Genomic DNA, 20,583 nt, shown 5'->3' on the forward strand with positions numbered 1-20,583 from the left:
GGTCATGCCTTGATCAGACCGGCGCCGTGCAGGGCGTCGGCCGCGGCGGCGACGGTGTCGAACGGCAGCCCGGACCGCTCGGTGACGTCCAGCAGGCTGTGCTCGCCGTCGGAGAGGCTGAGCACCCAGAGCATGGCCATCTGGGCCTGCTTGGTGTCGCTGCGCCCGCCGAGCGCGTCGTACAACCCGCGCCGGCCGAGCTGCGGTTCGCCGTAGGGGCTGAGGTTGAGGTACCTCCGGTTGCGGTCGAGGACGGCGAACGCCTCACGGCAGACGGCGAGCGTGTCCGCCATCGTCTCGGGGGAGACGAAGCCGGGGTTGTCCGCGGAGGTGTGGTACTCGGGGTAGCCCGCGTACGGCGTGCGGCTGAGCGAGCCCACGCCGAGGTCGAACCCGGGCGAGCAGAACTGCCGCTCGTCGTAGCCGTACGGAGTGAACTCGTTGATGCTGTGCGGGCGTTCGGAGGCGGCCAGCACATGCCGCAGCACTCGGTCGATCTCCGCGTCGCCGCGCCTGCTCCGCTTGTACGTCAGCTGTCCCGAGTCGCCCGCGCAGGCGAGCACGAGGCCGTGTTTGACCCGCTCGATCCGCTCCGCGTTGCGGGCCAGCCAGGTGATCGCCCCGATGGTGCCGGGCGCGTAGATGAACCGGTAGGTGTAGTGCGGCTTCTCCTCCGCCAGCGCCCGGGCCAGGAACGTCGCCACCGCGATGCCGGCCAGGTTGTCGTTGGCCAGCGACGGGTGGCAGACATGGCAGGAGACGATCACCTCGTCGGCGACGTGGCCGGGGACCACGTGCTCGGCGTAGGTGAGATGGCCGTCGGCGAGGGTGGAGTCGATCCGTACCTCGTAATCGCCCTCCGGCAGCGCGTCCAAGGTCTCCTGGGCCAGGCAGAAGCCCCATTGCGGCTTGTAATAGCTGGTGCGGTAGGGCACCCACGCCGGGTGTTCCGGCAGGGTGTGCAGGTGTTCGCGCAGCTCGGCGAGCGGCATGGCCGTCGACACCGGCACGCTGTAGCCGAGCACGTGCAGGCTGGACGCGGCGAAGTCGACGACCCGGTTGCCGGCGGAGTCGGCGATGTACGCGTCCCGGATGTTCCACTCCTGCGGCACCGTCCAGTCGAGCACCTGCGTCCCGGTCGGCACCTCGTGCACCTGGAGCGGGACGTACTCGCCGACGATGTCCAGGGTGGCGCGCACACCGTCGCCGGTGATGCTCCGGCAGAGCGGGTACAGCCGCTCCACCAGCGCGTGCATCTCCTCGCCGACCGCTGTCACCGGCGCCACCGCAGGGTGTCGTCGACGGTGCCGGCGCCGGACGCCGCGCGCAGCACGGCGAGACGGGTGAAGCGCTGCTCGAAGTTCTCCCGGGTCAGGTCGAACTTCCGGTAGGCGTCGGCGAGTTCGAGCGCGCCCTGCTTGACCGACCACTCGCAGTCGAAACCGGGGATCGCGGCGCGGAACCGGGAGAAGTCCACGCGGTACGAGCGCGGGTCGGCGCCGTTCTCCCCGGTGATCCTCACCTTCGCGCCGGACACCGCCTCGGCGACCTGTTCGGCGATCTCGGCGACGGTGACGTTGTTGGTCTCGCTGCCGATGTTGAACGCCCGGTCGTGCACCGCCTCGCGTGGCGCCGTCAGAGCGGCCGTGAAGGCCCGTGCGATGTCGGCGGCGTGCACCAGCGGGCGCCATGGGGTGCCGTCGGAGAGCACCAGCACCTCACCGGACAGCAGCGCGTGGCCCACCAGGTTGTTCAGCACGATGTCGGCGCGCAGCCTGGGGGAGTAGCCGAAAGCGGTGGCGTTGCGCATGTACACCGGGCTGAAGTCGCCGTCGGCCAGCGCGTGCAGGTCGTCCTCCACCCGCACCTTGGACTCCGCGTACGGCGTCACCGGGCGCAGCGGGGCGTCCTCGCCCACCAAGTTCGACAAGTCGGGGTCGCCTGCCGCCCCGTAGACCGAGCAGGTCGACGCGTACAGGAAGCGCCGCACCCCGGCGTCGCGGGCCAGCCGCGCGAGGCGCACGGACGCGTGGTGGTTGATGTCGTAGGTGAGCTCCGGCGCCAGCGAGCCCAACGGGTCGTTGGACAGCGCGGCCAGGTGGATCACGGCGTCGACCCCGGCCACGTGTTCGGCCGTGACATCGCGCAGGTCCACCCGGTGCCCCGAAGGGTCCGCGGGCGGCTCGCCCAGCACGCAGTCGGCGAACAGGCCGGCGTCAAGACCGACGACATCGTGTCCGGCGGCCGCGAGGACCGGGGCCATCACGGTGCCCAGGTAGCCCTGGTGTCCGGTCAGCAGTACGCGCATGGTTCATCCCCCCAGATGGAGCGTGAGTTTGGTGACGGCGAACGCCTCGGCGTAGCGCGCCTGGCATTCGATGCCGCGGATCCGGGCCAGCCCGAGGAAGGCCTCCCGGTCGTACCAGGGCCGGTGCCGCTGCGAGGGGTAGTGCTCCTGCAGCAGCCGCACCTTCCGCTCGGCGATCTCCGGCGCCAGCGGCTGGTACGCGGACGGACGGCCGAGGTCGCCGTCCCACTTGACGATCTCGTAGCCGAGCACGAGGTGATCGCGGAACGCGGTGGGTATGAGCCGCGCCAGGCCGCGGTGGTCCTGGTGCGCGTCATCGGTGCGCGGGGCCAGGATCAGATCCGGCTCGGTCTGTCCGCGCAGTTCCTGGACCGCGGCCTTCGCCTCCTCCCAGTACGCGGGCAGCCGGCCGTCCGGCAGCTTGTGCACGGTGAGCCGCAGGTCGGCGCCCGGGCAGAAGGCGGCGAGCGCGGCCCGCTCCTCCTGCTCCCGGTCGGTACCGCCGCCGGAGAGCACCAGCGCGTCGACACGCAGGCCAGGCCGCGCGAGGCACATCGCGAGCAGCGTGCCGCCCGCGCCGATGGCGATGTCGTCGCAGTGCGCGCCCACCGCGACGATCCGGTCCAGGGGCCCGGCCCCGAGCCGGATCACGCCCCGGCTCCGACGCCGTCCTGCTCCCACACGGCCCACGGACGGTCGCCCCGGGCGTAGGCGTCGTCGAGCGCGGCCCGTTCCTTCACGGTGTCGGTCGGCTTCCAGAAGCCGCGGTGCTGGTGCGCCACCAGCCGCCCCCGTTTGGCCAGTTGGGCGCACCCGTCGGCGACCAGGTCCCCGTTCTCCGGGATGTGGTCGAAGACCTCCTGGCGGAGCACGAAGTAGCCGCCGTTCTCCCACAGCGGCATGTCGCTCACCGCGGTGATGCCCCCGACCAGGCCGTCCTCGCCCAGGTCCACGCAGTGGAACGAGGACTGCGGCGGCACCACCATCATCGACGCACCCGCGTCGCGCTGCGCGAACCGGTCGATCATCTCCGGCAGTGGGGCGTCGGTGAGGACGTCGGCGTAGTTGGCGAGGAACATCTCGTCGCCGTCCAGGTGGTGCCGCACCCGGCGCAGCCGCTCCCCGATGGGTGACTCGATGCCGGTCTGCGCGAACGTGATCGTCCAGTCGGCGATGTCGGTGGACAGCAGCTCGGTCCGCCCGCCCCGCAGCACGAAGTCGTTGGACGTCGTCTCCTCGTAGTTGAGGAAAAAGTCCTTGATGTGGTGGGCGCCGTACCCGAGGCACAGGATGAACTCCGTGTGCCCGTAGTGCGCGTAGTAGCGCATGACGTGCCAGATCAGCGGTCTGGGGCCGACCATCGCCATCGGCTTGGGCACGTCGTCCGCGGCACCGCTGCGCATCCGCATCCCGTAACCGCCGCAGAACAGTACGACCTTCATGCCTTGACCTCGACAATGCTCAGTTCCGGGATGGGGAAGACCAGCCGGCCGCCCCAGTCCTGCACGAAGGACAGCTGCTCGACCAGCTCGGCCCGCAGGTTCCAGGGGAGGACGAGCACGTAGTCCGGTTTGTCGGCGGCTATCCGCTCGGGCGGCAGGATCGGGATGCGGGTGCCCGGTGTGAACCGGCCGTGCTTGTACGGGTTCCGGTCGACCGTGTACGCGAGCAGGTCGGGACGGATGCCGCAGTGGTTGAGCAGCGTGTTGCCCTTGCCCGGGGCGCCGTAGCCGACGACCGTCTCGCCGCGTTCGGCCGCCTCGATGAGGAACTTGAGCAGGTCCCGGCGCACCTTGGCCACCCGGGCCGAGAACTCGGCGTACCCGGACAGTTCCTGCAGCCCGGCGGCCTTCTCCCGGGCCAGCACGTCCGCCACCCGCCGCGCCGGCTCGCCGGCCACCTCGGCCGGCCGGGCCCACAGCCGGATGGAGCCGCCGTGCGTGGGCAGCAACTCGACGTCCACGAGGGTGAGTCCGCCGCTCGCCAGCGCCCGGGTCGCGGACGCTACCGTGTAGTACTGGAAGTGCTCGTGGTAGATCGTGTCGTACTGGTTCTCCTCGATCAGGGTCAGCAGGTGCTGCACCTCGATGGAGACCCAGCCGTCGTCGGCGACCAGGGCCCGAAGCCCCTGGGTGAACCCGACGACGTCGGGGATGTGCGCGTACACGTTGTTGGCCACGACCAGGTCCGCCGGGCCGTGCTCTTCGCGGACCGCCGAGCCGGTGTCCGGGCTCAGGAACTCCGTGAGCGTGGGCACACCCGCGTCCCGCGCCGCGGCGCCGACGTTCACCGACGGCTCGATGCCCAGGCAGCGGATCCCCCGGTCCACCACGTGCTTCAGCAGGTACCCGTCGTTGCTGGCGACCTCCACGACGAAGGCGTCGGGGCCGAGATCCACCCGCCGCACGGCGTCGGCGACGAAGGTGCGCGCGTGCTCCACCCAGGAGGTCGAAAAAGAGGAGAAGTACGCGTACTCCTCGAACGTCTCCTCCGGCGTGATCAGCGGCGGGATCTGCGCCAGCCAGCAGTCGGTGCAGACCCGCAGGTGCAGCGGGTACGCCGGCTCCGGCCGGTCCAGCTGGTCCGCGGCGAGAAAGCTCTCGCACGGCGGTGTCGCCCCGAGATCGACGACGCTCGCCAGCGCCGCCGAGCCGCAGAGTCGGCATCGTGTCATTTACTGCCCCCCATTGATTCGGTCCCCGATCGATTCCGTCCGCCCCGCGATCGCGGAGCGGTACCCCTCCACCAGGCGCTCCAGGCCGACGGCCGGGCTGAAGCCCTGCTCGTAGCGGCGCCGGGCCGCCCGGCCCATCTCCCGGTTGCGGGCTCGCTCCGCCGTGATCCGGCGCAGGCGATCCGCGAGCGAGGCGGGGTCACCCGGCTCGTGCAGCAGCCCGGTGACCCCGTCCTCGACGAGTTCGACGAAGGCACCGTGGCCGGCGGCGACGGTCGGGACCCCCGCCGCCATCGCCTCCACGACCACCAGGCCGAACGCCTCCAGCCATGTCGAAGGAGCCACCACGGCGACGGCGCGCGCGACGGCCTCCCGGCACTCCGCCGTGTCGTACAGGCCGACGTAGCGCACGTCGTCCCGGTCCGCCGCCCAGGCGGTCACCTCCGGCTCCAGTGGCCCCGAGCCGGCGATCACGAGCGGAACGCCCACACCGCCGTTCGCCGCGATCTCGTCCCACGCGGCCATGAGCAGCCGCACGCCCTTGGCCTCCGCGAGCCGGCCGAGATAGAGCAGATGTTCGCCCGCGCCCTCTCGGCAAGTGCCGGGGTCGGGCACGAAGTTGTGCTTCACCGCCAGCCGCCCGGGCGGCATGCCGGCCCGCACCAGGACGTCGCGCTGTGCCGCGGAGATGCAGAAGAACCGCTCCACGCCGGACCACCAGCGCCGCCGGTTGACCGACAGGCTGACCGCGAGCGGCACCGTCGCAAGGCGGGAGCCGCGGTAGCAGCCGTGCCGGACGGCGGGCAGCGGCGTCGCCCCGACGCACTCGGTGCACGGCCGGCCGTCCCGCTGCAGCGTTCCGGGCGGGCAGACCTGGGTGTAGTTGTGCAGCGTGGCGACGGCCGGCACACCGGCGTCGGCGCAGGCGGCCAGCACCGCCGGTGACAGGAGCGGGAAGACGTTGTGCACGTGCACCACGTCCGGCCGCCCGGCGCGCAGCATGGCGGCGAGCTCCGTACGCACCGCCGGGTTCCACGGCACGAGGAGTGGCACAGCGGCCTTGGCCAGGAGGGACCGGTCGGCGATGGTGTCGCTGCGCCGCTCGAACACCTCGACCCGGTGCCCGGCCCCGCGCAGCAGCGCCACCTCCTGGTCGACGACCTTGTTCTCCCCGCTCGGCTGTGCCGAGGCGTAGCGGTTGTGCACCACGAGGACGTGCATGCTCAGGTCACCTCCGATGTCCGGGCCCAGCGCGGGGTACGTCGTACGGGGACTTCGGGCGTCGAGGGAGGGGTCTCGGCAGGTGCCGCCAGCAGTGAGGCCGCCACGGCCAGATGCAGCAGATACGGCGAGGCGTCGCCCAGCCCGGCCTCGGTGTACGACGCGATCGCGCAGTAGCTGATCAGGAAGATCGCGCAGGCCCTCTGCAGCGACGGCGGCCGCAGCAACGCGACCCCGCCCAGCACGATGATGATCGCCGCCACCAGGACCACACCGGTCATCCCCTGCTCGTGGTAGACGGCCAGCCAGCTGTTGTCGATCGGCAGCCCGCCGAACGACTTGTCGCCCAGACCCGCGCCGAACAGGAACTCCGAGGTCGACCGGGGCGCCGCCAGCAGGGCGTCCCAGACCTTGGCCCGGCCCGTGAGGCTGGTGAAGTTCTCCTGGCTCTGGCCCCGCAGGAACCAGGCCTGCAGCGCGGAGGAGAACCCCACCGCGGCCACGGCGGCGCACAGCACCGCCCAGGCGAAGAACCGGCGGGCGGCGGCACTGGTCAGGACGAGCGAGCCGATCGCCAACGCCAGCCCGGTGAACAGGCCGAGAGTGGCCGTCCGGGTATGGGTCAGCGCGAGCAGGACCAGTGCCGGCACGACGACCACCGCCGCGCTGCCCCTGTCGGTCCGGCGGCCCAGCACGAGCAGCACGGCGAGTCCGGTGATCACCGCGGCGTACTGGCCGATCTGAGGCGGGGTGAGCGGCCACAACGCGCCGACCAGCCGCCCGCCGTAGAGCTCGGGCAGGGCCGCGCCCGGTGAGATGACCAGGCCCGCGGCCACCGACCCGAGCACCGCGAAGTACATCCGGATGTGATGCCGGACGAAGGTCAGGCCGCCGTCCCACCAGCGGCTGAGCAGCCACAGCGTGCCGACGAAGAGCGCCAGCCGGGCGCAGCGGAACAGCGCCCCAAAGCCGGACTCCAGGTTGGCGCTGGAGATCACGCTCGGTACCAGCAGCAGGGTGAGCAGGAACACGAAGGCACTGGCCCGGATGCGCAGCCGGAGGTTGACGGCGAGCGCCAGCGCGAACGCGGCGACCAGCGCGCCCATGGTGACCATCTGGATGAGGGAGCGCGGCAGCGGGACGATGGTCTTCGCCCCGGCTGAGCCGAGCGTGTTGAGGATCAGCAGCCCCCAGGCCGTACCGACGATCCTCGACCTGTGGTCCGTGTGGTCCGTGTGGTCCGTGTGGTCCGGGCTCATCTCAACCACCGTCCCGCGCGCGGAAGGTGCTGCCCGCGTCCTGCTGGTACGGCGCGCCCTGCCACTGCCCGAAGTCGAGCACCCGGCTCGGGTCGTGGGCGACGAACTTCCAAGGCCCGACGTAGAAGTTGTCGTGCCAGCGGTTGCGCTGCTCGCGAGTGATCGCCTCCGCCACCCGCTCGCCCTTGTAGGGCGACCAGTCCGGATAGGTGCCGTAGTTGGCCAGCACCGCCATGCGGTCGCACTTCACCGTGCACCCGACGACGGAGGTGTCCAGCACGAAGCGGTTGTGGTGGATGTCCACCCGCTGGGTCTTCCACCGGCAGTCGGCGTAGAGCGGTGCCGAGGCGATCGCCGGCCGCGCGCAGCGGTCGGTGTCCTTCACCAGCAGGGTGCAGTCACCGGAGGAGGTGTTGGCCGGGCTGTTGCAGAACCGGTCGGCGTTCTCCCAGAGGGTGATCCCGGACCAGTTGTCCTCCAGCACGTTCCGGTAGATCTCGATCTTGTCCGTGCGGGCCCGGATCCGTGGTTCGCCGCCGGACTCGGAGAGATAGACGGTCGCGAACGGGAAGGTGTCGCCGCGATCGGCTGATCTGCGGCCCTCGACCCGGTTGTTCCGGCGGATCGTGTTCTTCCGGATGACCGCGTTGTAGCTGGTCTCGTAGATCAGCGCGGCACCGTCGTTGGCCTCGAGCACGTTGCCCTCGATGCGGAAGTCGTTGTTGTTGGTGTCCGCCCACAACCCGGCTCCGCGGTTGTCGTGCACCCAGTTGCCGCGCACGTCGGCGCCGTCGACGGCCCAGAACTTGACGCCTCCGGTGCAGCCGCAGCCCTGCCGCCGCCGCTCCCAGTCGTCGGTGTTGTTGCCCACGATCTCGTTGCCCTCGACCACCAGGCCGCTGAGACGGCCACCGGTCTTGTACGCGTTCATTCCGTACTGCCCGTTGCCGCGCAGGCAGCTGGCGCGGACCCGCTGGCGGGCACCGGCCATCAGCCCGGCGCCGGAGTTGTTCTGGATCGTCGCGTGCTCGATCACCCACCCGTCGGCCGAGTCGTGGTTGACCACGCCCTCGTTGTGCGGCGCGACGAAACCCTGCACGGTCAGGTGGCGGACGGTGACGTCGCGGGCGGTGCCGCCGAACGCGTACTGGTTGGTCTTCCGGCCGTCGAGCACCGCCCCCGGCGCGCCGAGGTAGCTGTTCCCCTTCTTGGGGACGACCTGGGCGTAGCGGTCCGGCTCGAGCTGGTGCTTGCCCGGCCTCAGCCAGAACGTGGTGTTCTCGGGGTTGCTCTTCGTCTTCGCGGCCAGGTCACCGACCACCGCGGGGTCGACCGTCACCGCGCCCGCCGGCGCCTTCGCCGGCCCGGCCGCGGGCTCGGCGCACACCCGGGCCACGGGCGTGGTCGACGGCGCGGCGGCCGGCTTCGCCCCGGCGCCCGACGGGCTGTCACAGCCGGTCGCCGCCAGCAGGGCCAGGGCCAGCGGTGCCGCCGATAACGCCCGGAGCCGCCACTTGATCACCACGAGCCCCCCTAGCGGCGGAACGTGAGTACGGTGGTGAACCCTTCCGCGCCGTCGGCGAAGCCGGTGCCGACCAGCGTGGTGGCGGGTTCCTTGCGTCCGAAGCCGGCCGAGTACCAGCCGAGCGGCGGGTCGGTCTCGCCGCGGTGCGCCCGCCAGGTCAGCCGCCCGGGCAGGTCGAGGACGGCGGAGCGGTCCTCGCCGTCCCGGGTCCAGGTGAGCACGGCCCGGTCTCCCTCCAGGTCCGCGGTGATCGCCGGGCCGAGGTGGAACGCGAGACGCACGGCCCGGCGGCCGCCCCGGACCTCGTCGACCACCCGCAGCTCCTGGCTCGCGGCCGTCAGCTCCACCCGGCGGCTGTGCACGGAGCCCTGGTAGCCGTCGTGCTCGGCGCTCCAGCGGGCCACGCCCTCGCCGGAGGTGCGGGCGTCCAGGACGCGGGTCTCGGCGTGCCGGGTCCACAGGAACGGACCGCCGGAGACGGACTGGTCGGCGCCGTCCAGTTGGAGGGTGTTGTGGCCGAGGGTCGACCGGAAGTACCGCCGCCACTCGGGCTGCCCGTGGTAGCAGTACGTCCCCGGGTCGGCGAGCACATCGACCCCGTCGTGCCGGACCTCCACGGACAGCGCGTCCGCGTGGGCGTGCGCGGCGATGGACAGGAACCCGTGCGGACCACCGTCGCAGCGGCACCAGATCTCCCCGGGACCGCGCAGGATGGTCATGCCCGCATCCGCGAAGTGGGCAGGTCGGCTCACCGGGCGGGACACGGCAGGTTCAGTGGGCCTGATGAGCGCGGCCAGCAGCGGGGTGCGCACATCGGTGCCGGTCACCGCGGGCCACCAGTCGAGCCGGCCGAACACCGCGTCCCCGGTGGCCAGCAGCGAGGCCCAGCGGTCGGTGCCCGCCCCGTCCACGACCAGGCCGTGCCCGTCGTCCGCGTCCCCCTGGCGCGGCGGCCGCAGCCGGTTGTCCACGACGGCCGCGAGGGCGTCGGTCATCCGCAGCAGCACGAGGCGGACGGTCGCGGGGACCGGCACACCCGCGGCATCGGCTTCTGCCACCGCGGCCAGGCCGAGCTCCAGCACCAGTCCGTGGTACTCGCTGGCCAGCTCGCGGTTGAGGCCGGAGTGGAAGGTGTTGCTTCGCAGGTGCCGCTCCAGCGACCGCAGCGCGTCGGTCCGCCAGCGCGCCGAGGAGGGGAACCAGCCGAACGCGCAGGCCGCCGCGAACTGCCCGGCGGCTTCGGCGATGACGTGGTTGTTCGCCGACGACCCCCTGCTGGGGAAGGCGGCCAGCCAGCGCTGGTGGTGCCAGATCTGGTTCAGCGCCACCGGGTTGCCCTCGAACAGCCCGGCCGCGCCGGGCCAGCCGTCGAGGAGCCGGCGGATCCACACCCAGGACAGCAGCCGGATGCCCAGCTCGATGCCGCTGACCCAGTGCACCCCGCGCAACGGGGGGTTGGCCGCCCACCATGACCGCAGGTGCGCGGCCACGCGGTCGGCGTACCGCTCGTCCCCGGTGATCGCGTAGGCGGCGGCCAGCACGGTGAGGTACTGGTGCCGGGACGGCTCCCAGATCTGCTTGATGTCCCCGACCGCGTCCTCGCTGCGGTACGGCACGTCGAAGGCGTAGCCCGACGGGGCCCGGCGCCCGGTCTTCGGGTCGTACCACCAGTCCGGGTCGGCCAGGTCGTCGCGGGCCACTCCGAAGAACTCGGCGTGCCCGGCCATCAGCCGGTCCGCCTCGGCGACGAGACGTTTCGCGGCGTCCGGTGGCACCGCGTCGAGCGTCCCCGCGGGCAGGACCGCGGTGAAACGGGCGCCGGTCACGCTCGGGCAGTCCGGCGGCGCCGACCGCCACCGCCGCCTGCGCACCGCGTCGCCCACCCGGCCGCCGACCTCCCGCGGTCCCATCCGGGACAGCCGACGTAAGTACCAACCCGCACTCATGGTCATCGCGACGCCGCCAACGTCACCGGGGCACCGGCTGCCAGGCCGGCCCGCACCGCGAGGGTGGCCGACGTGGTGGCGACCAGCGACTCCAGCGGCACCGGCATCGGCCCGCCGCTGCGCACAGCCCTGACGAACGCGGCCAGTTCGGCGTTCTGTCCCTTGTCCCGGGCCTGGGGCAGCCGCGAACTGACCCATCGCTTGCGGCCGTGGACCGAGGCACGGACGAAGTCGTCGAGCCGCAGCGCCTTGCCGTCGGCGACCAGGTCCAGCGTCTCCTTGGGGAAGCCCGGCGCGCCGTTGGTGACGTAGCTGATGGTGGCGGTGGACCCGTCCGGATAGCGCAGCACCACCTGAAGGTCCTCGTTGCCGGACGTGGCGACCGCGTACACCGAGACCGGGTCGGCCTCGAGCAGCCAGCTCGCCGTATCGATGAAGTGCCCGCCCTCGCCGGCGAACCGAGAGCCCTCGGTGCCCTGCCGGAGGTACCAGCTGCCGTGCTGCAGCCGGCCCGCGTTGACCAGATAGCGCAGGCTCGCCGGACCGGTCCGGGCGCCGAACCGCTTCCGGGCCTCCTGGAGCAGCGGCGCGAACCGGCGGTTGAAGCCGACCTGCAGCCGGTCGTTGCCGGACTCCTCCACCGCGGCGAGCACGCCGGCCAGCTCGTCCTCGGTGAGGGCCAGCGGCTTCTCCACGAACACCGCCTTGCCGGCCAGCAGCGCCTTGCGGGTCAGGTCGGCGTGCGAGCTGTGCCGGGTGACCACGAACACCGCGTCGATGGACTCGTCGCCGAGCACCGCGTCCAGGTCGGTGGTCGCCTCGGCGAAGCCGAACTTCCGCTGCGCGTTGGCCCCGGACAGCGCAGTCGTGGTGACGACCGTGGACAGCTCGACGCCGTCGCGTCCGGCCAGGTGCGGCAGGAGCATCGACGTGGCGTAGTTCCCGGCGCCGACGAACGCCAGCCGCACCGGCGTCCCGGCGGCCCGGGCCGGACTCCGTTTCACGTCCACCGAGGGAACGGCCACCGCCGGAGCCTCGGCTTCCACCGCGTGTTCGGGGTACCGGAACAGCACGGCCACGGCCTTCAGCTCGCCGTCCTTCAGACTCCGGTACGTCTCGACGGCGTCGTCGAAGTCGGCGATGTGGGAGATCAGCGGGTCCACGTCGACCCGGCCGCGGGCGACGAGATCGAGGAAGCACGCCAGGTTGCGCCGCTCGGTCCAGCGCACATAGCCGATCGGGTAGTCCCGGCCCTCCAGCTCGTACTCCGGGTCGTAGCGCCCGGGGCCGTAACTGCGGGAGAACCGGACGTCGAGCTCCTTCTCGTAGTACGCGTTCCACGGCAGGTCCAGACGGCACTTGCCGATGTCGACGACCCGGCCACGGTCCCGGCACAGCCGGGCGGCCAGCTCGACGGGCTGGTTGCTTCCGCCGCCGGCGGCCAGATACACCTGGTCCACGCCGTGGCCGTCGGTGAGTTCGGCGACGGCGGCTTCCACGGCCGCCGACTCGGGATCGCCGCAGGCCGCGGCGCCCAGGCGCTCGGCGAGCTCGCAGCGGACCGGGTCGGGGTCGACGCCGACCACGCGCACTCCCGAGGCGACCAGTAGCTGCACCACCAGCTGCCCGATCAGCCCGAGTCCGATGACCAGGGCCACCTCGCCGAGCTGCGGCTCGCCCTGGCGGACGCCCTGCATCGCGATCGAGCCGACGGTGCCGAAGGCCGCGTGCCGCGGTTCGAGGCCACCCGGCACCGGGACGTAGAGGTTCTTCGGCACCCAGTTCAGCTCGGCGTGCAGCGCGTGCTCGTTGCCGGCGCAGGCCACCAGGTCGCCGGCCTTCACATCGTCGATCCCGGCGCCGACCTGCTCGACCACCCCGCACAGCGAATAGCCCAGCGGCGTGTAGGAGTCCAGCTTGCCCATCACCTTGCGGTAGGTGGCGGGCACCCCGTTGGTGGCCACGCTCTGCATGACCTTGGCCACCTGGTCCGGGCGGGAGCGGGCCTTGCCCAGCATCGACATGCCGGCCTCGGACACCTTCATCAGCTCGGTCCCGGTGGAGATCAGCGAGTAGGCGGTGCGGACCAGCACACCGCCCGGCTTGCACCCCGGCACCGGCACGTCGAGCACCGCCAGCTCGCCGCTCTTGTAGTTCTGTACGACCTGCTTCACTCAAACTCCCCAGAAGTCGCGCCGCGGTACCAGTACTCGAGGGTCAGCACATGCCATAGATGCTTGGAGAAGTCCTGCTGCCCGGCGGTGTCCTCGGCGACCATGCGCCGCAGCGCGTCCCGGCGCAGGAACCCGGAGCGGACGAGCTCGCCGTCGTTGATCACCTCGCGCACCAGCGGCGCGAGATCCCGGCTCATCCAGGCCCGCAGCGGGGCGCTGAACAGGCCCTTGGGCCGGTAGACGATCTCAGTGGGCAGGATCGAGGTGGCCGCCTCCTTCAGCACGGCCTTGCCCTGCCGGCCGACGATCTTGCGATCGCCGGGAAAGGCGAAGGCGGCCTTCACCACCTCGACGTCCACGTACGGCACCCGCACTTCGGTCGACGCGGCCATGCTCGACCGGTCGGTGTAGGTGAGGTTCAGGCCCGGCAGGAACATCCGGGCATCGCCCAGGCACATGCGGTTCACGAAGTCGTCGAGGTGGTTGTCCTCGTAGATGTCCCGGTGCTCGGTGAGCACGTCGTCGACCGTGCCTGCCAGATCCGGGTTGATCAGGCCGAGCAGCTCGTCCCGGTCGTACATGGTGTAGCTGCGCCGGAACGCGGTCTCCTCCGGCAGATCGGCGAAGGACAGGAATCGCTTCGCGAACCGCACAGAACGCAGCCCCCTGCGGCTGGTGGCGACCGGCAGCCGGCCGACGGCCGCGTACACCCCGCGCCGAACCGGCCGCGGAACCCGCTGATAACGCAGCGCGAGCAGATTGGCCAGGTGCTTGCGGTACCCGGCGAACAGCTCGTCGGCGCCCATCCCCGAGAGCATCACCTTGACCCCGGCCTCCCGGGCGGCCTGGCAGATCAGGAACGTGTTGATCGCGGCGGGGTCGCCGATCGGCTCGTCCAAGTGGTACGTCATCCGCGGCAGCAGGTCGAGCACGTTCGGGGCGATCTCGATCTCCCGCAGGTCGACGCCGAACCGCCCGGCCACCTGCCGGGCGTAGCGCAGGTCGTCCGGCATCGCCTCGAACTTGGCGTCCTCGGCGCGGAATCCGATCGTGTAGGCGGAGATCCCGGGCTGGTGGCGGGCCGCCAGGGCGGTCAGCCAGCTGGAGTCGAGACCGCCGGAGAGGAACGTCGCCACGGGTACGTCGGAGAGCAGGTGCCGGCGGGTCGACTCCTCGACGATGGCGGCCAGGTCGGGCCGTTCACCGCTGCGGGCCCGCTCCCGGCCCTCGGCGGCGACGTCCTTCAGGTGCCAGTAACGGCCGCGCTCCACCCGGCCGTCGGGCCGGATCCGCAGCCAGCTCCCCGGTGGCAGCTTCTCCGCTTCGCGGTACGCGCACCGTGAGTCCGGCACCCAGTAGTAGAGGAGCGAGGCCACCAGCGCCGCATGGTCCACCTCGAGTGCCCCGCCGGTGGCGGCGGCGAGGGCCTTGAGCTCGGAGGCGAACACCAGCCCCTCGCCGCGCCGGAGCAGGAACAGCGGCTTGATGCCCAACTGGTCGCGGGCGAGGACCAGTTCACCGGTGCGCTCGTCGAAGATCCCGAACGCGAACATGCCGCGCAGCCGGGGCAGGCAGTCCGTGCCCCAGCGCCGCCAGGCCTCCAGCAGCACCTCGGTGTCGGAGGTACCGCGGAAGCGCACCCCGCTAGCCGCCAGTTCGGCCCGCAGCTCGGGCGCGTTGTACAGCTCGCCGTTGTACGTCAGGACGAGGCCGCCCGAGACCATGGGCTGGGCGCCGGTCCCGGACAGGTCGATGATGGCCAGCCGGCGGTGCCCGAGGTGCACTTCGCCGTCACCGGCGGCGTGGCTGTACCGGCCCGCCCCGTCCGGACCGCGGTGGGCGAGGGTGTCGGTGAGCCGGTCGGTCACGACCTTCCCGTCCGGCCATCGGTAAGTACCCGCTATGCCACACATGTCCTACCGTGCCTCCTGGTCGTTGTCCGGCCCCCGCGAGGCCCACACCGGCAGCCGCCCGTCCTCCCCCACTGCCTGAACGGCGTGGGAGGTACCCCCACCGTTCCGCCGGACCGGTTTCTCGCCGCGGACGCGCAGCGCCGTGTGCGGCCCGTCCCACAGCGTGCCGTCGGTCCGGTCACGCGGATCGGGGTCGATCAGCACCACGCCGAGCACCTGAACGCGCTGGTCCGCGAGTTGCCGGGCCACGGTGTGCAGCCATGCCGTGCTGCCGTGCCCGGCACGCACGACGAGCACGGTCCGCGTGCCGAGATACGGGAGGTCGGTCCACGCCGTGCCGGGTGCCACCGAGCCGACCCCGAGCCGGAGTTCCTGATGCGGCACGGCCGGGGCGCGCTCGCCGCCGCTGACCACGGTCGGGTCTCCCGGCTTCGGGCGACGGCCTGAGAGCTGCCGGCCGGGCAGGCCGTCGACGATCACCACCGGCCCCTCCGCCGCCAATGCCCCGGCGAGGTCCAGGGCGATCACGCTCGTGCTGCGCGCACACCCCAGTTCCAGCAGCGACACCGGTTCCGCGGAGCCGCGCACGGTGCGGGCCAGGGACGCGGTGAGCCTTGTCCGCGCCGCCCGTAGCCGCCGGCGCCGCCACGGTCCGGCGGACCGGCGGGGGAGCTCCGCGATGACCGAGGCGCCGAGGTTCGCCGCGATGTCCCGGCGCAGCACGGGGCGGTCCGCCACCACCGTGCCGACCGCGGCCACCGCGAGCCCGAGGACGAGCCCGAGGACGAGCCCGATCGCGGCGTCGGTGGCAGCGGCCCTGGGCAGGGAGTGCCGCACCGCGTGCGGGGCGTCCACGATCTGTGTGCCGGCGATGAGCTGGGGCGTGCCGATGCGCGCCTCCGCGGCGCGCTGGCCGAAGTCGGTGAGACGCGAGGTGAGTTCGGCCCGGCGGGCGAAGAGCGACTCCATGTCGGCCGACGCCTTCGGGTCGCTGTCCGGCGGTCCGTCTCCGATCGCCTTGTTGACCTGGGCGAGTTCGTCCCGCATGCGGTCACGCTGGTCGAGCAGGGTCTTGGCCTCGGCGTCCGCGGCTTCCCGTATCCGCTTCACATGGTCCGCGACGAACGCGTCGGCCAGCGCCTTGGCGCGGGCCACCGCTTCCGCGTCGCTGTCACCTGTCGCATCGATCCGCAGCAGATTGTTGGTCAGGCCGGTCCCCGTGTAGTCCCGCATGAAGTCCTCCGGTTTCTCCGGGGACCCGAGGGACCGCAGGGCCTGGCCGGCGATCCGTGTGGTTCGCAGCAGCTCGACGTCGGTGCGGATCAGCGTTCCGGGGTCGTTCGGCTGGTCCTCCTGATGCGCGACCAGCACCTTGGTCACCGCGGTCGGCGGTGGCGGCAGCAGGATCGCCACCGCCGCGCCGACGAGCAGCCCCAGCAGCGCCATGGAGCACCACAGGCGCCGCCGTCTGCGCACCGCCACCACCAGCGCCTGGAGGTCCAGCAGCGGAGCGGCGGCCGACTGCTCCGACGTCGTACTCGTCGTCACCGCGAACCTCCCGCCGCGTTGTCGCCGACCGCGAGCGCCGGAGCGGCGGTGTCCCGGGGACGGCCGGCGGGCCGCGCCGGCCGGGCCTGGACCGCGCCGGCGAGGACGATGCCGACGACCTCCTGCCGTGCGTCGGCACACGCCTCGGCGATGCCGGTGAGTTCCCCCGCGGTCCAGCGGCCCGCGCTGACCACGACCAGGGCACCGGACTCGTGGTCGCGGTCCGGCACCATCGGCCGGTCCACCGAAATCCGCACCACCCGCAGCAGCGGATCGCTCTCGGTCTCGGCGGCGAGCTGCCCGGCGGCCCGGTGGGCGATGTCGTCACCGTCCGGGACGACGACCAGCAGCCGCCGGGGGGCCGGCAGCCTCTCCCGGAGGCGGGCGCACACCCGCCGGTAGCGGATCCGCCTTCCGGCCTCGTCGCCGGACGTCTGCGGACTCGGTACGTCCCAACGGACGTCGACGCCCAGCAGCCGGCGGATCCGGGCCCGCTGGCCGCCGTCCTCCGTCCGGTGCGCGGGCGGTTCACCGGGTACGTCGACGGCGCCCAGCGACTCCGAGCCCAGTGCCGCGGCGATCTCCGGTTCGGTGCGCGGCCGGCGGCTCATCCGCGCGGCGGTGAGATGGCCGATGACCGCGAGCAGGAAGAACAGCAGGGCCCCGCCGGCGACGAGCTGCGTCCTCGTCGGCGGTGCCTCGCCGGCCGGCCGGGCCGCGGGGCCCATGACGACCATGCCGGCCTTGTCGGCGGCCGGGTCGGCCTCGTCCAGCTTCTTCACGGCCTCCTGCAGCGTGGTGCGCAGCTTGGCCAGCTCGGTGCGGGTCTGCACGCTCTCCACGGTCTGCCCCGGATCGGCCGCATCGGCCAGCTCGGTGATGCGGCGGCTGGTCCGCACCACCAGCTGCCGCAGTGCCTCGGGCCGCTCCGCCGCTTCGGGGTCGGTGTCGTCGCCCGCGATCCGCGCGGCGAATGCGACGAACTGCCGGGCGACCTGGTCGGAGAGCCGCTGGGCGCGCTCCGGGGTGCCGGCCGTGCCCGAGATCTTGATGATGTTCCCGTCTGCGGCCTGGGCGCTCACCCGATCCCGCAGGTCGCCGCCGCTGACTCCGCTCCAGCCCAGCGTTGCGGCAGCGCGGTCGACCACCACCGAACTGCTCGCGATCTCCGCCTGGGTCAGCAGCTCGCGCTCCTCCCACGCCCCCGGCAGCAGAACCGATGCCGACGTCGTGTAGTGCGGAGGAAACAGCAGGGAGGTGCCGTAGCCGACGAGGGCACCCAGCACGGCGAGGATGGTGAGCAGCCGCCCGCGCCGGCGGATGATCCGCCCGATCGTGACCAGGCGTATTGTTTCATCGCTCAACAGTGCGGCCTCTTCCCTGCCTGGTACGGGTCGCCCTCGACACCGGAGCGTGGTCACGGCAGGCAGCGGCGTAGGCGGCGAGCAGCGACGCCTGAGAGTTCCGCCAGGAGAGCGGCCCGCTGATCCGCTCCTGGCCGATCCTGCCCATCCGGGCCCGCTTGTCCGGATCGTCGAGCAGCAGCGTGATGAGCTTCGCGAACTCGGCCTCGTCGTCGGCCTGCGCGTAGACGGCGGCGTCACCGGCGGAGACCCGCGCCTCCTTCAGGTCGAACGAGACGATCGGCCGGCCCATCGCCATGTACTCCAGGACCTTGTTCATGGTCGACACGTCGTTGAGCGGATTGCGCGGGTCGGGGGAGAGGCACACGTCCGCGGTGGACAGGTAGCGCACCAGGTCGGCGTCCGGAATACGCCCGGTGAACTGCACCTGCTCGCTGAGCCCGAGCCGCCGGGACAGCTCCACCATCGCGTCGAAGGCGTCGCCGGAGCCGACGAACACCGCGTGCCAGTCGGTCCGCCCGAGCTCGTCGCGCAGCTTCGCCAGGGCCCGCAAGGCGTAGTCGACGCCGTCCTGCGGGCCCATGACCCCCAGGTAGCAGAGCAGATGAGGCTTGCCGCGCTTCAACTCCGGCTCGGGCGGCACCGGTTGGAATCGGTCGGTCGCGGGCGCGCTGCGCACCACGAAGACGTCCTTTGGCCGTCGGCCGCCACGGCGCACCGCGACGTCCCGGTAGCTCTCGTTCGTGGCGAGCACGATGTCCGCGGCCCGGTAGGTCAGCCGTTCCAGCGCGCACACGGCGCGGTAGAGCAGATCCTCGCCGCGGTCGAACCGGGAGAGGTACAGCTCGGGTACCAGGTCGTGCTGGTCGAAGACGAACCGCGCGCCGCGCCGCTTCATCCACAGTGCCGGCAGGAACAGCAGGTCGGGCGGGTTGCAGGCGTGGACCACGTCGACCGGGCCGACCTTCCGGGCCAGCCGGACCGTGTGCCACAACGCCGATCCGTACTCCCGCAGGTAGCCGGCCGGGCCTCCGGTGGCCGCGCGCAACGGATAGCGGTGGATCCGCACCCCGTCGATCACCGCCTCCGGCTCCGTGTCCCGTTTGTTCCCCCGGGGACAGATGACGTGCACCTCCCAGCCCGCGTCGCGCAGCGTCGTGCACTCCTGCCACACCCGCCGGTCGAACGGCACCGACAGGTTCTCCACCAGGATCAGCGCGCGCCGGTTCGTCCCCTCGCCGCCGGCCGTGTCATCCGGCGATCTGTCACCAAGCAAGGCCCACGTACCCCGGTTCGGCCCGGCGCGCCTCGGCGTCGGGAAGGCGGATGAGATCGACGATCACCGTGCCGTCGCCATGGGGCAGCGCCGACAGCACGGCCGGATCGCTGCTCCCGACGAGGCACACCTCGGCGTGCTCCAGCACCTCGTCGACCGAATCGGCGAGCAGCTGCGCCAGGTGCGGCAGCCGGGTCTCGATGTACTCGCGGTTCGCGCCGATCAGCCGGGAGAGGCTCACGTTGGCGTCGTAGATCTTCAGGTCGTACCCCTTGCCGAAGAGCCTCTCCGCCAGCTCGACGAGCGGGCTCTCCCGGAGGTCGTCGGTGCCGGGCTTGAAGGACAGCCCGAACAGGCCCACCCGGCGCCTGCCGGTGCGCTCGACCAGCTCCACCGCGCGTTGCAGATGGTCGGAGTTGGAGGGCAGCACATGGGCGAGGATGGGCACCGAGACGTCGGCCCGCCGCGCCGCGTGGACCAGGCTGCGCAGGTCCTTGGGCAGGCAGGAGCCACCGAAGGCGAAGCCGGGCCGCAGATAGGCGGGGCTGATGTTCAGCTTGCGGTCGGCCAGGAAGACGTCCATCACCTGGTGCGAGTCCACGCCGAGCGCCTGGCACACCGCGCCCAGCTCGTTCGCGAAGCCGATCTTGAGCCCGTGGAAGGCGTTGTCCGCGTACTTGATCGCCTCGGCCGTCGGGACCGGCACCCGGAACACCTCGCCGGGCAGGCCCTCGTACAGCGCCATCACGGCATCGCCGCTCGCCGGGTCGAGTTCGCCGATGACGGTCTTGGGCGGGTCGAAGAAGTCCCGGACGCTGGTGCCCTCGCGCAGGAACTCAGGGTTGACCGCGACCCCGATGTCCACCCCGGCCGTGCCGCCGACGGACTTCTCCAGGATCGGCACCAGCAGGTTCAGGCAGGTGCCCGGGAGCATGGTGCTGCGGAACACCACGGTGTGCCGGCCTCCCCGCCCGGCCCTCTCGGCCAGCGCGGCGCCGATCTCCTCGGTGACCCGCTTCAAGTACGTGGTGCACAGGCTGCCGTTGGGTTCCGACGGCGTACCCACGCAGACCAGTGACACTTCGCTGTCCATGATCGCCTCGCGCACGTCACCGGTGGCGCGTAACGCTCCGGTCCGCACGACCTCGGCGATGAGATCGCCGATCCGTTCCTCGACCACCGGGGCCTTGCCGTCGTTGACCAGGTCGACCTTCACCTGGTTGACGTCCACCCCGATGACGTCGTGGCCCATGTCGGCCAGGCACGCGGCCGACACGCAGCCCACGTAGCCGAGCCCGAAAACACTGACTCTCAAGACCCGTTCCTCCCCCCAGGCAGGCCCTTGCGGCCTGCGCTCAGCGCGCCGGCGGGACCG

At 72.0% G+C, this 20,583-nt stretch carries 14 protein-coding genes and 1 pseudogene; all 15 read right to left on the minus strand.

What is annotated here, in order from left to right:
* Nucleotides 1–2: 2 nt before the first annotated feature.
* Complete coding sequence (locus AC07DF_RS16515; protein ID WP_478971226.1) at nt 3–1,286, minus strand: DUF4910 domain-containing protein; 1,284 nt, start codon at nt 1,284–1,286, stop codon at nt 3–5.
* Nucleotides 1,274–2,308: an NAD-dependent epimerase/dehydratase family protein gene (locus AC07DF_RS16520; RefSeq protein ID WP_478971228.1), complete on the minus strand. Its 1,035-nt coding sequence runs from the start codon at nt 2,306–2,308 to the stop codon at nt 1,274–1,276. Before AC07DF_RS16520 ends, AC07DF_RS16515 begins: the two co-directional genes overlap by 13 nt.
* A gap of 3 nt (nt 2,309–2,311) precedes the next feature.
* Complete coding sequence (locus tag AC07DF_RS16525) at nt 2,312–2,959, minus strand: PIG-L deacetylase family protein (protein WP_478971230.1); 648 nt, start codon at nt 2,957–2,959, stop codon at nt 2,312–2,314.
* A complete protein-coding gene (locus AC07DF_RS16530; RefSeq protein ID WP_478971232.1) occupies nt 2,956–3,750 on the minus strand; it encodes a glycosyltransferase family protein in 795 nt (264 codons plus the stop codon). Before AC07DF_RS16530 ends, AC07DF_RS16525 begins: the two co-directional genes overlap by 4 nt.
* The gene (locus AC07DF_RS16535; RefSeq protein ID WP_478971234.1) at nt 3,747–4,982 is read right to left on the minus strand and encodes a class I SAM-dependent methyltransferase; all 1,236 of its coding nucleotides are present in this window, start codon (nt 4,980–4,982) and stop codon (nt 3,747–3,749) included. The genes AC07DF_RS16530 and AC07DF_RS16535 overlap by 4 nt, the downstream gene beginning before the upstream one ends.
* Nucleotides 4,983–6,203: a glycosyltransferase gene (locus AC07DF_RS16540; protein ID WP_478971236.1), complete on the minus strand. Its 1,221-nt coding sequence runs from the start codon at nt 6,201–6,203 to the stop codon at nt 4,983–4,985. It abuts the gene before it with no gap.
* A 2-nt stretch (nt 6,204–6,205) separates the two neighbouring features.
* Nucleotides 6,206–7,462: an O-antigen ligase domain-containing protein gene (locus AC07DF_RS16545; protein ID WP_478971238.1), complete on the minus strand. Its 1,257-nt coding sequence runs from the start codon at nt 7,460–7,462 to the stop codon at nt 6,206–6,208.
* A gap of 1 nt (nt 7,463) precedes the next feature.
* Nucleotides 7,464–8,987, minus strand: coding sequence for a right-handed parallel beta-helix repeat-containing protein (locus tag AC07DF_RS16550; RefSeq protein ID WP_478971239.1), 1,524 nt, complete (start codon nt 8,985–8,987; stop codon nt 7,464–7,466).
* Between the two features lie 8 nt (nt 8,988–8,995).
* Nucleotides 8,996–10,939, minus strand: coding sequence for a heparinase II/III family protein (locus tag AC07DF_RS16555; protein ID WP_478971241.1), 1,944 nt, complete (start codon nt 10,937–10,939; stop codon nt 8,996–8,998).
* On the minus strand, nt 10,936–13,107 hold the full coding sequence (locus AC07DF_RS16560) for a bi-domain-containing oxidoreductase (RefSeq protein WP_478971243.1): 2,172 nt from the start codon (nt 13,105–13,107) through the stop codon (nt 10,936–10,938). Before AC07DF_RS16560 ends, AC07DF_RS16555 begins: the two co-directional genes overlap by 4 nt.
* Nucleotides 13,104–15,020, minus strand: coding sequence for an asparagine synthase (glutamine-hydrolyzing) (asnB, locus tag AC07DF_RS16565; protein WP_478971245.1), 1,917 nt, complete (start codon nt 15,018–15,020; stop codon nt 13,104–13,106). Before asnB ends, AC07DF_RS16560 begins: the two co-directional genes overlap by 4 nt.
* A 3-nt stretch (nt 15,021–15,023) precedes the next feature.
* A complete protein-coding gene (locus AC07DF_RS16570; RefSeq protein ID WP_478971247.1) occupies nt 15,024–16,568 on the minus strand; it encodes a Wzz/FepE/Etk N-terminal domain-containing protein in 1,545 nt (514 codons plus the stop codon).
* Nucleotides 16,565–17,932: a YveK family protein gene (locus AC07DF_RS16575; RefSeq protein ID WP_478971249.1), complete on the minus strand. Its 1,368-nt coding sequence runs from the start codon at nt 17,930–17,932 to the stop codon at nt 16,565–16,567. Before AC07DF_RS16575 ends, AC07DF_RS16570 begins: the two co-directional genes overlap by 4 nt.
* A pseudogene (locus AC07DF_RS16580) lies at nt 17,929–19,208 on the minus strand (glycosyltransferase family 4 protein). The gene AC07DF_RS16575 and the pseudogene AC07DF_RS16580 overlap by 4 nt, the downstream one beginning before the upstream one ends.
* A complete protein-coding gene (locus AC07DF_RS16585; RefSeq protein ID WP_478971251.1) occupies nt 19,198–20,523 on the minus strand; it encodes a nucleotide sugar dehydrogenase in 1,326 nt (441 codons plus the stop codon). The pseudogene AC07DF_RS16580 and the gene AC07DF_RS16585 overlap by 11 nt, the downstream one beginning before the upstream one ends.
* Nucleotides 20,524–20,583: the final 60 nt, after the last annotated feature.

The organism is Streptomyces sp. NPDC044719 (assembly GCF_056433405.1).

Bases quoted from the DNA above. Each gene is read 5' to 3' on its own strand.
- AC07DF_RS16545 (WP_478971238.1), bottom strand. From the start codon at position 7,462: ATGAGCCCGGACCACACGGACCACACGGACCACACGGACCACAGGTCG.
- AC07DF_RS16535 (WP_478971234.1), bottom strand. From the start codon at position 4,982: ATGACACGATGCCGACTCTGCGGCTCGGCGGCGCTGGCGAGCGTCGTC.
- AC07DF_RS16530 (WP_478971232.1), bottom strand. From the start codon at position 3,750: ATGAAGGTCGTACTGTTCTGCGGCGGTTACGGGATGCGGATGCGCAGC.
- asnB (WP_478971245.1), bottom strand. From the start codon at position 15,020: ATGTGTGGCATAGCGGGTACTTACCGATGGCCGGACGGGAAGGTCGTG.
- AC07DF_RS16540 (WP_478971236.1), bottom strand. From the start codon at position 6,203: ATGCACGTCCTCGTGGTGCACAACCGCTACGCCTCGGCACAGCCGAGC.
- AC07DF_RS16555 (WP_478971241.1), bottom strand. From the start codon at position 10,939: ATGACCATGAGTGCGGGTTGGTACTTACGTCGGCTGTCCCGGATGGGA.
- AC07DF_RS16520 (WP_478971228.1), bottom strand. From the start codon at position 2,308: ATGCGCGTACTGCTGACCGGACACCAGGGCTACCTGGGCACCGTGATG.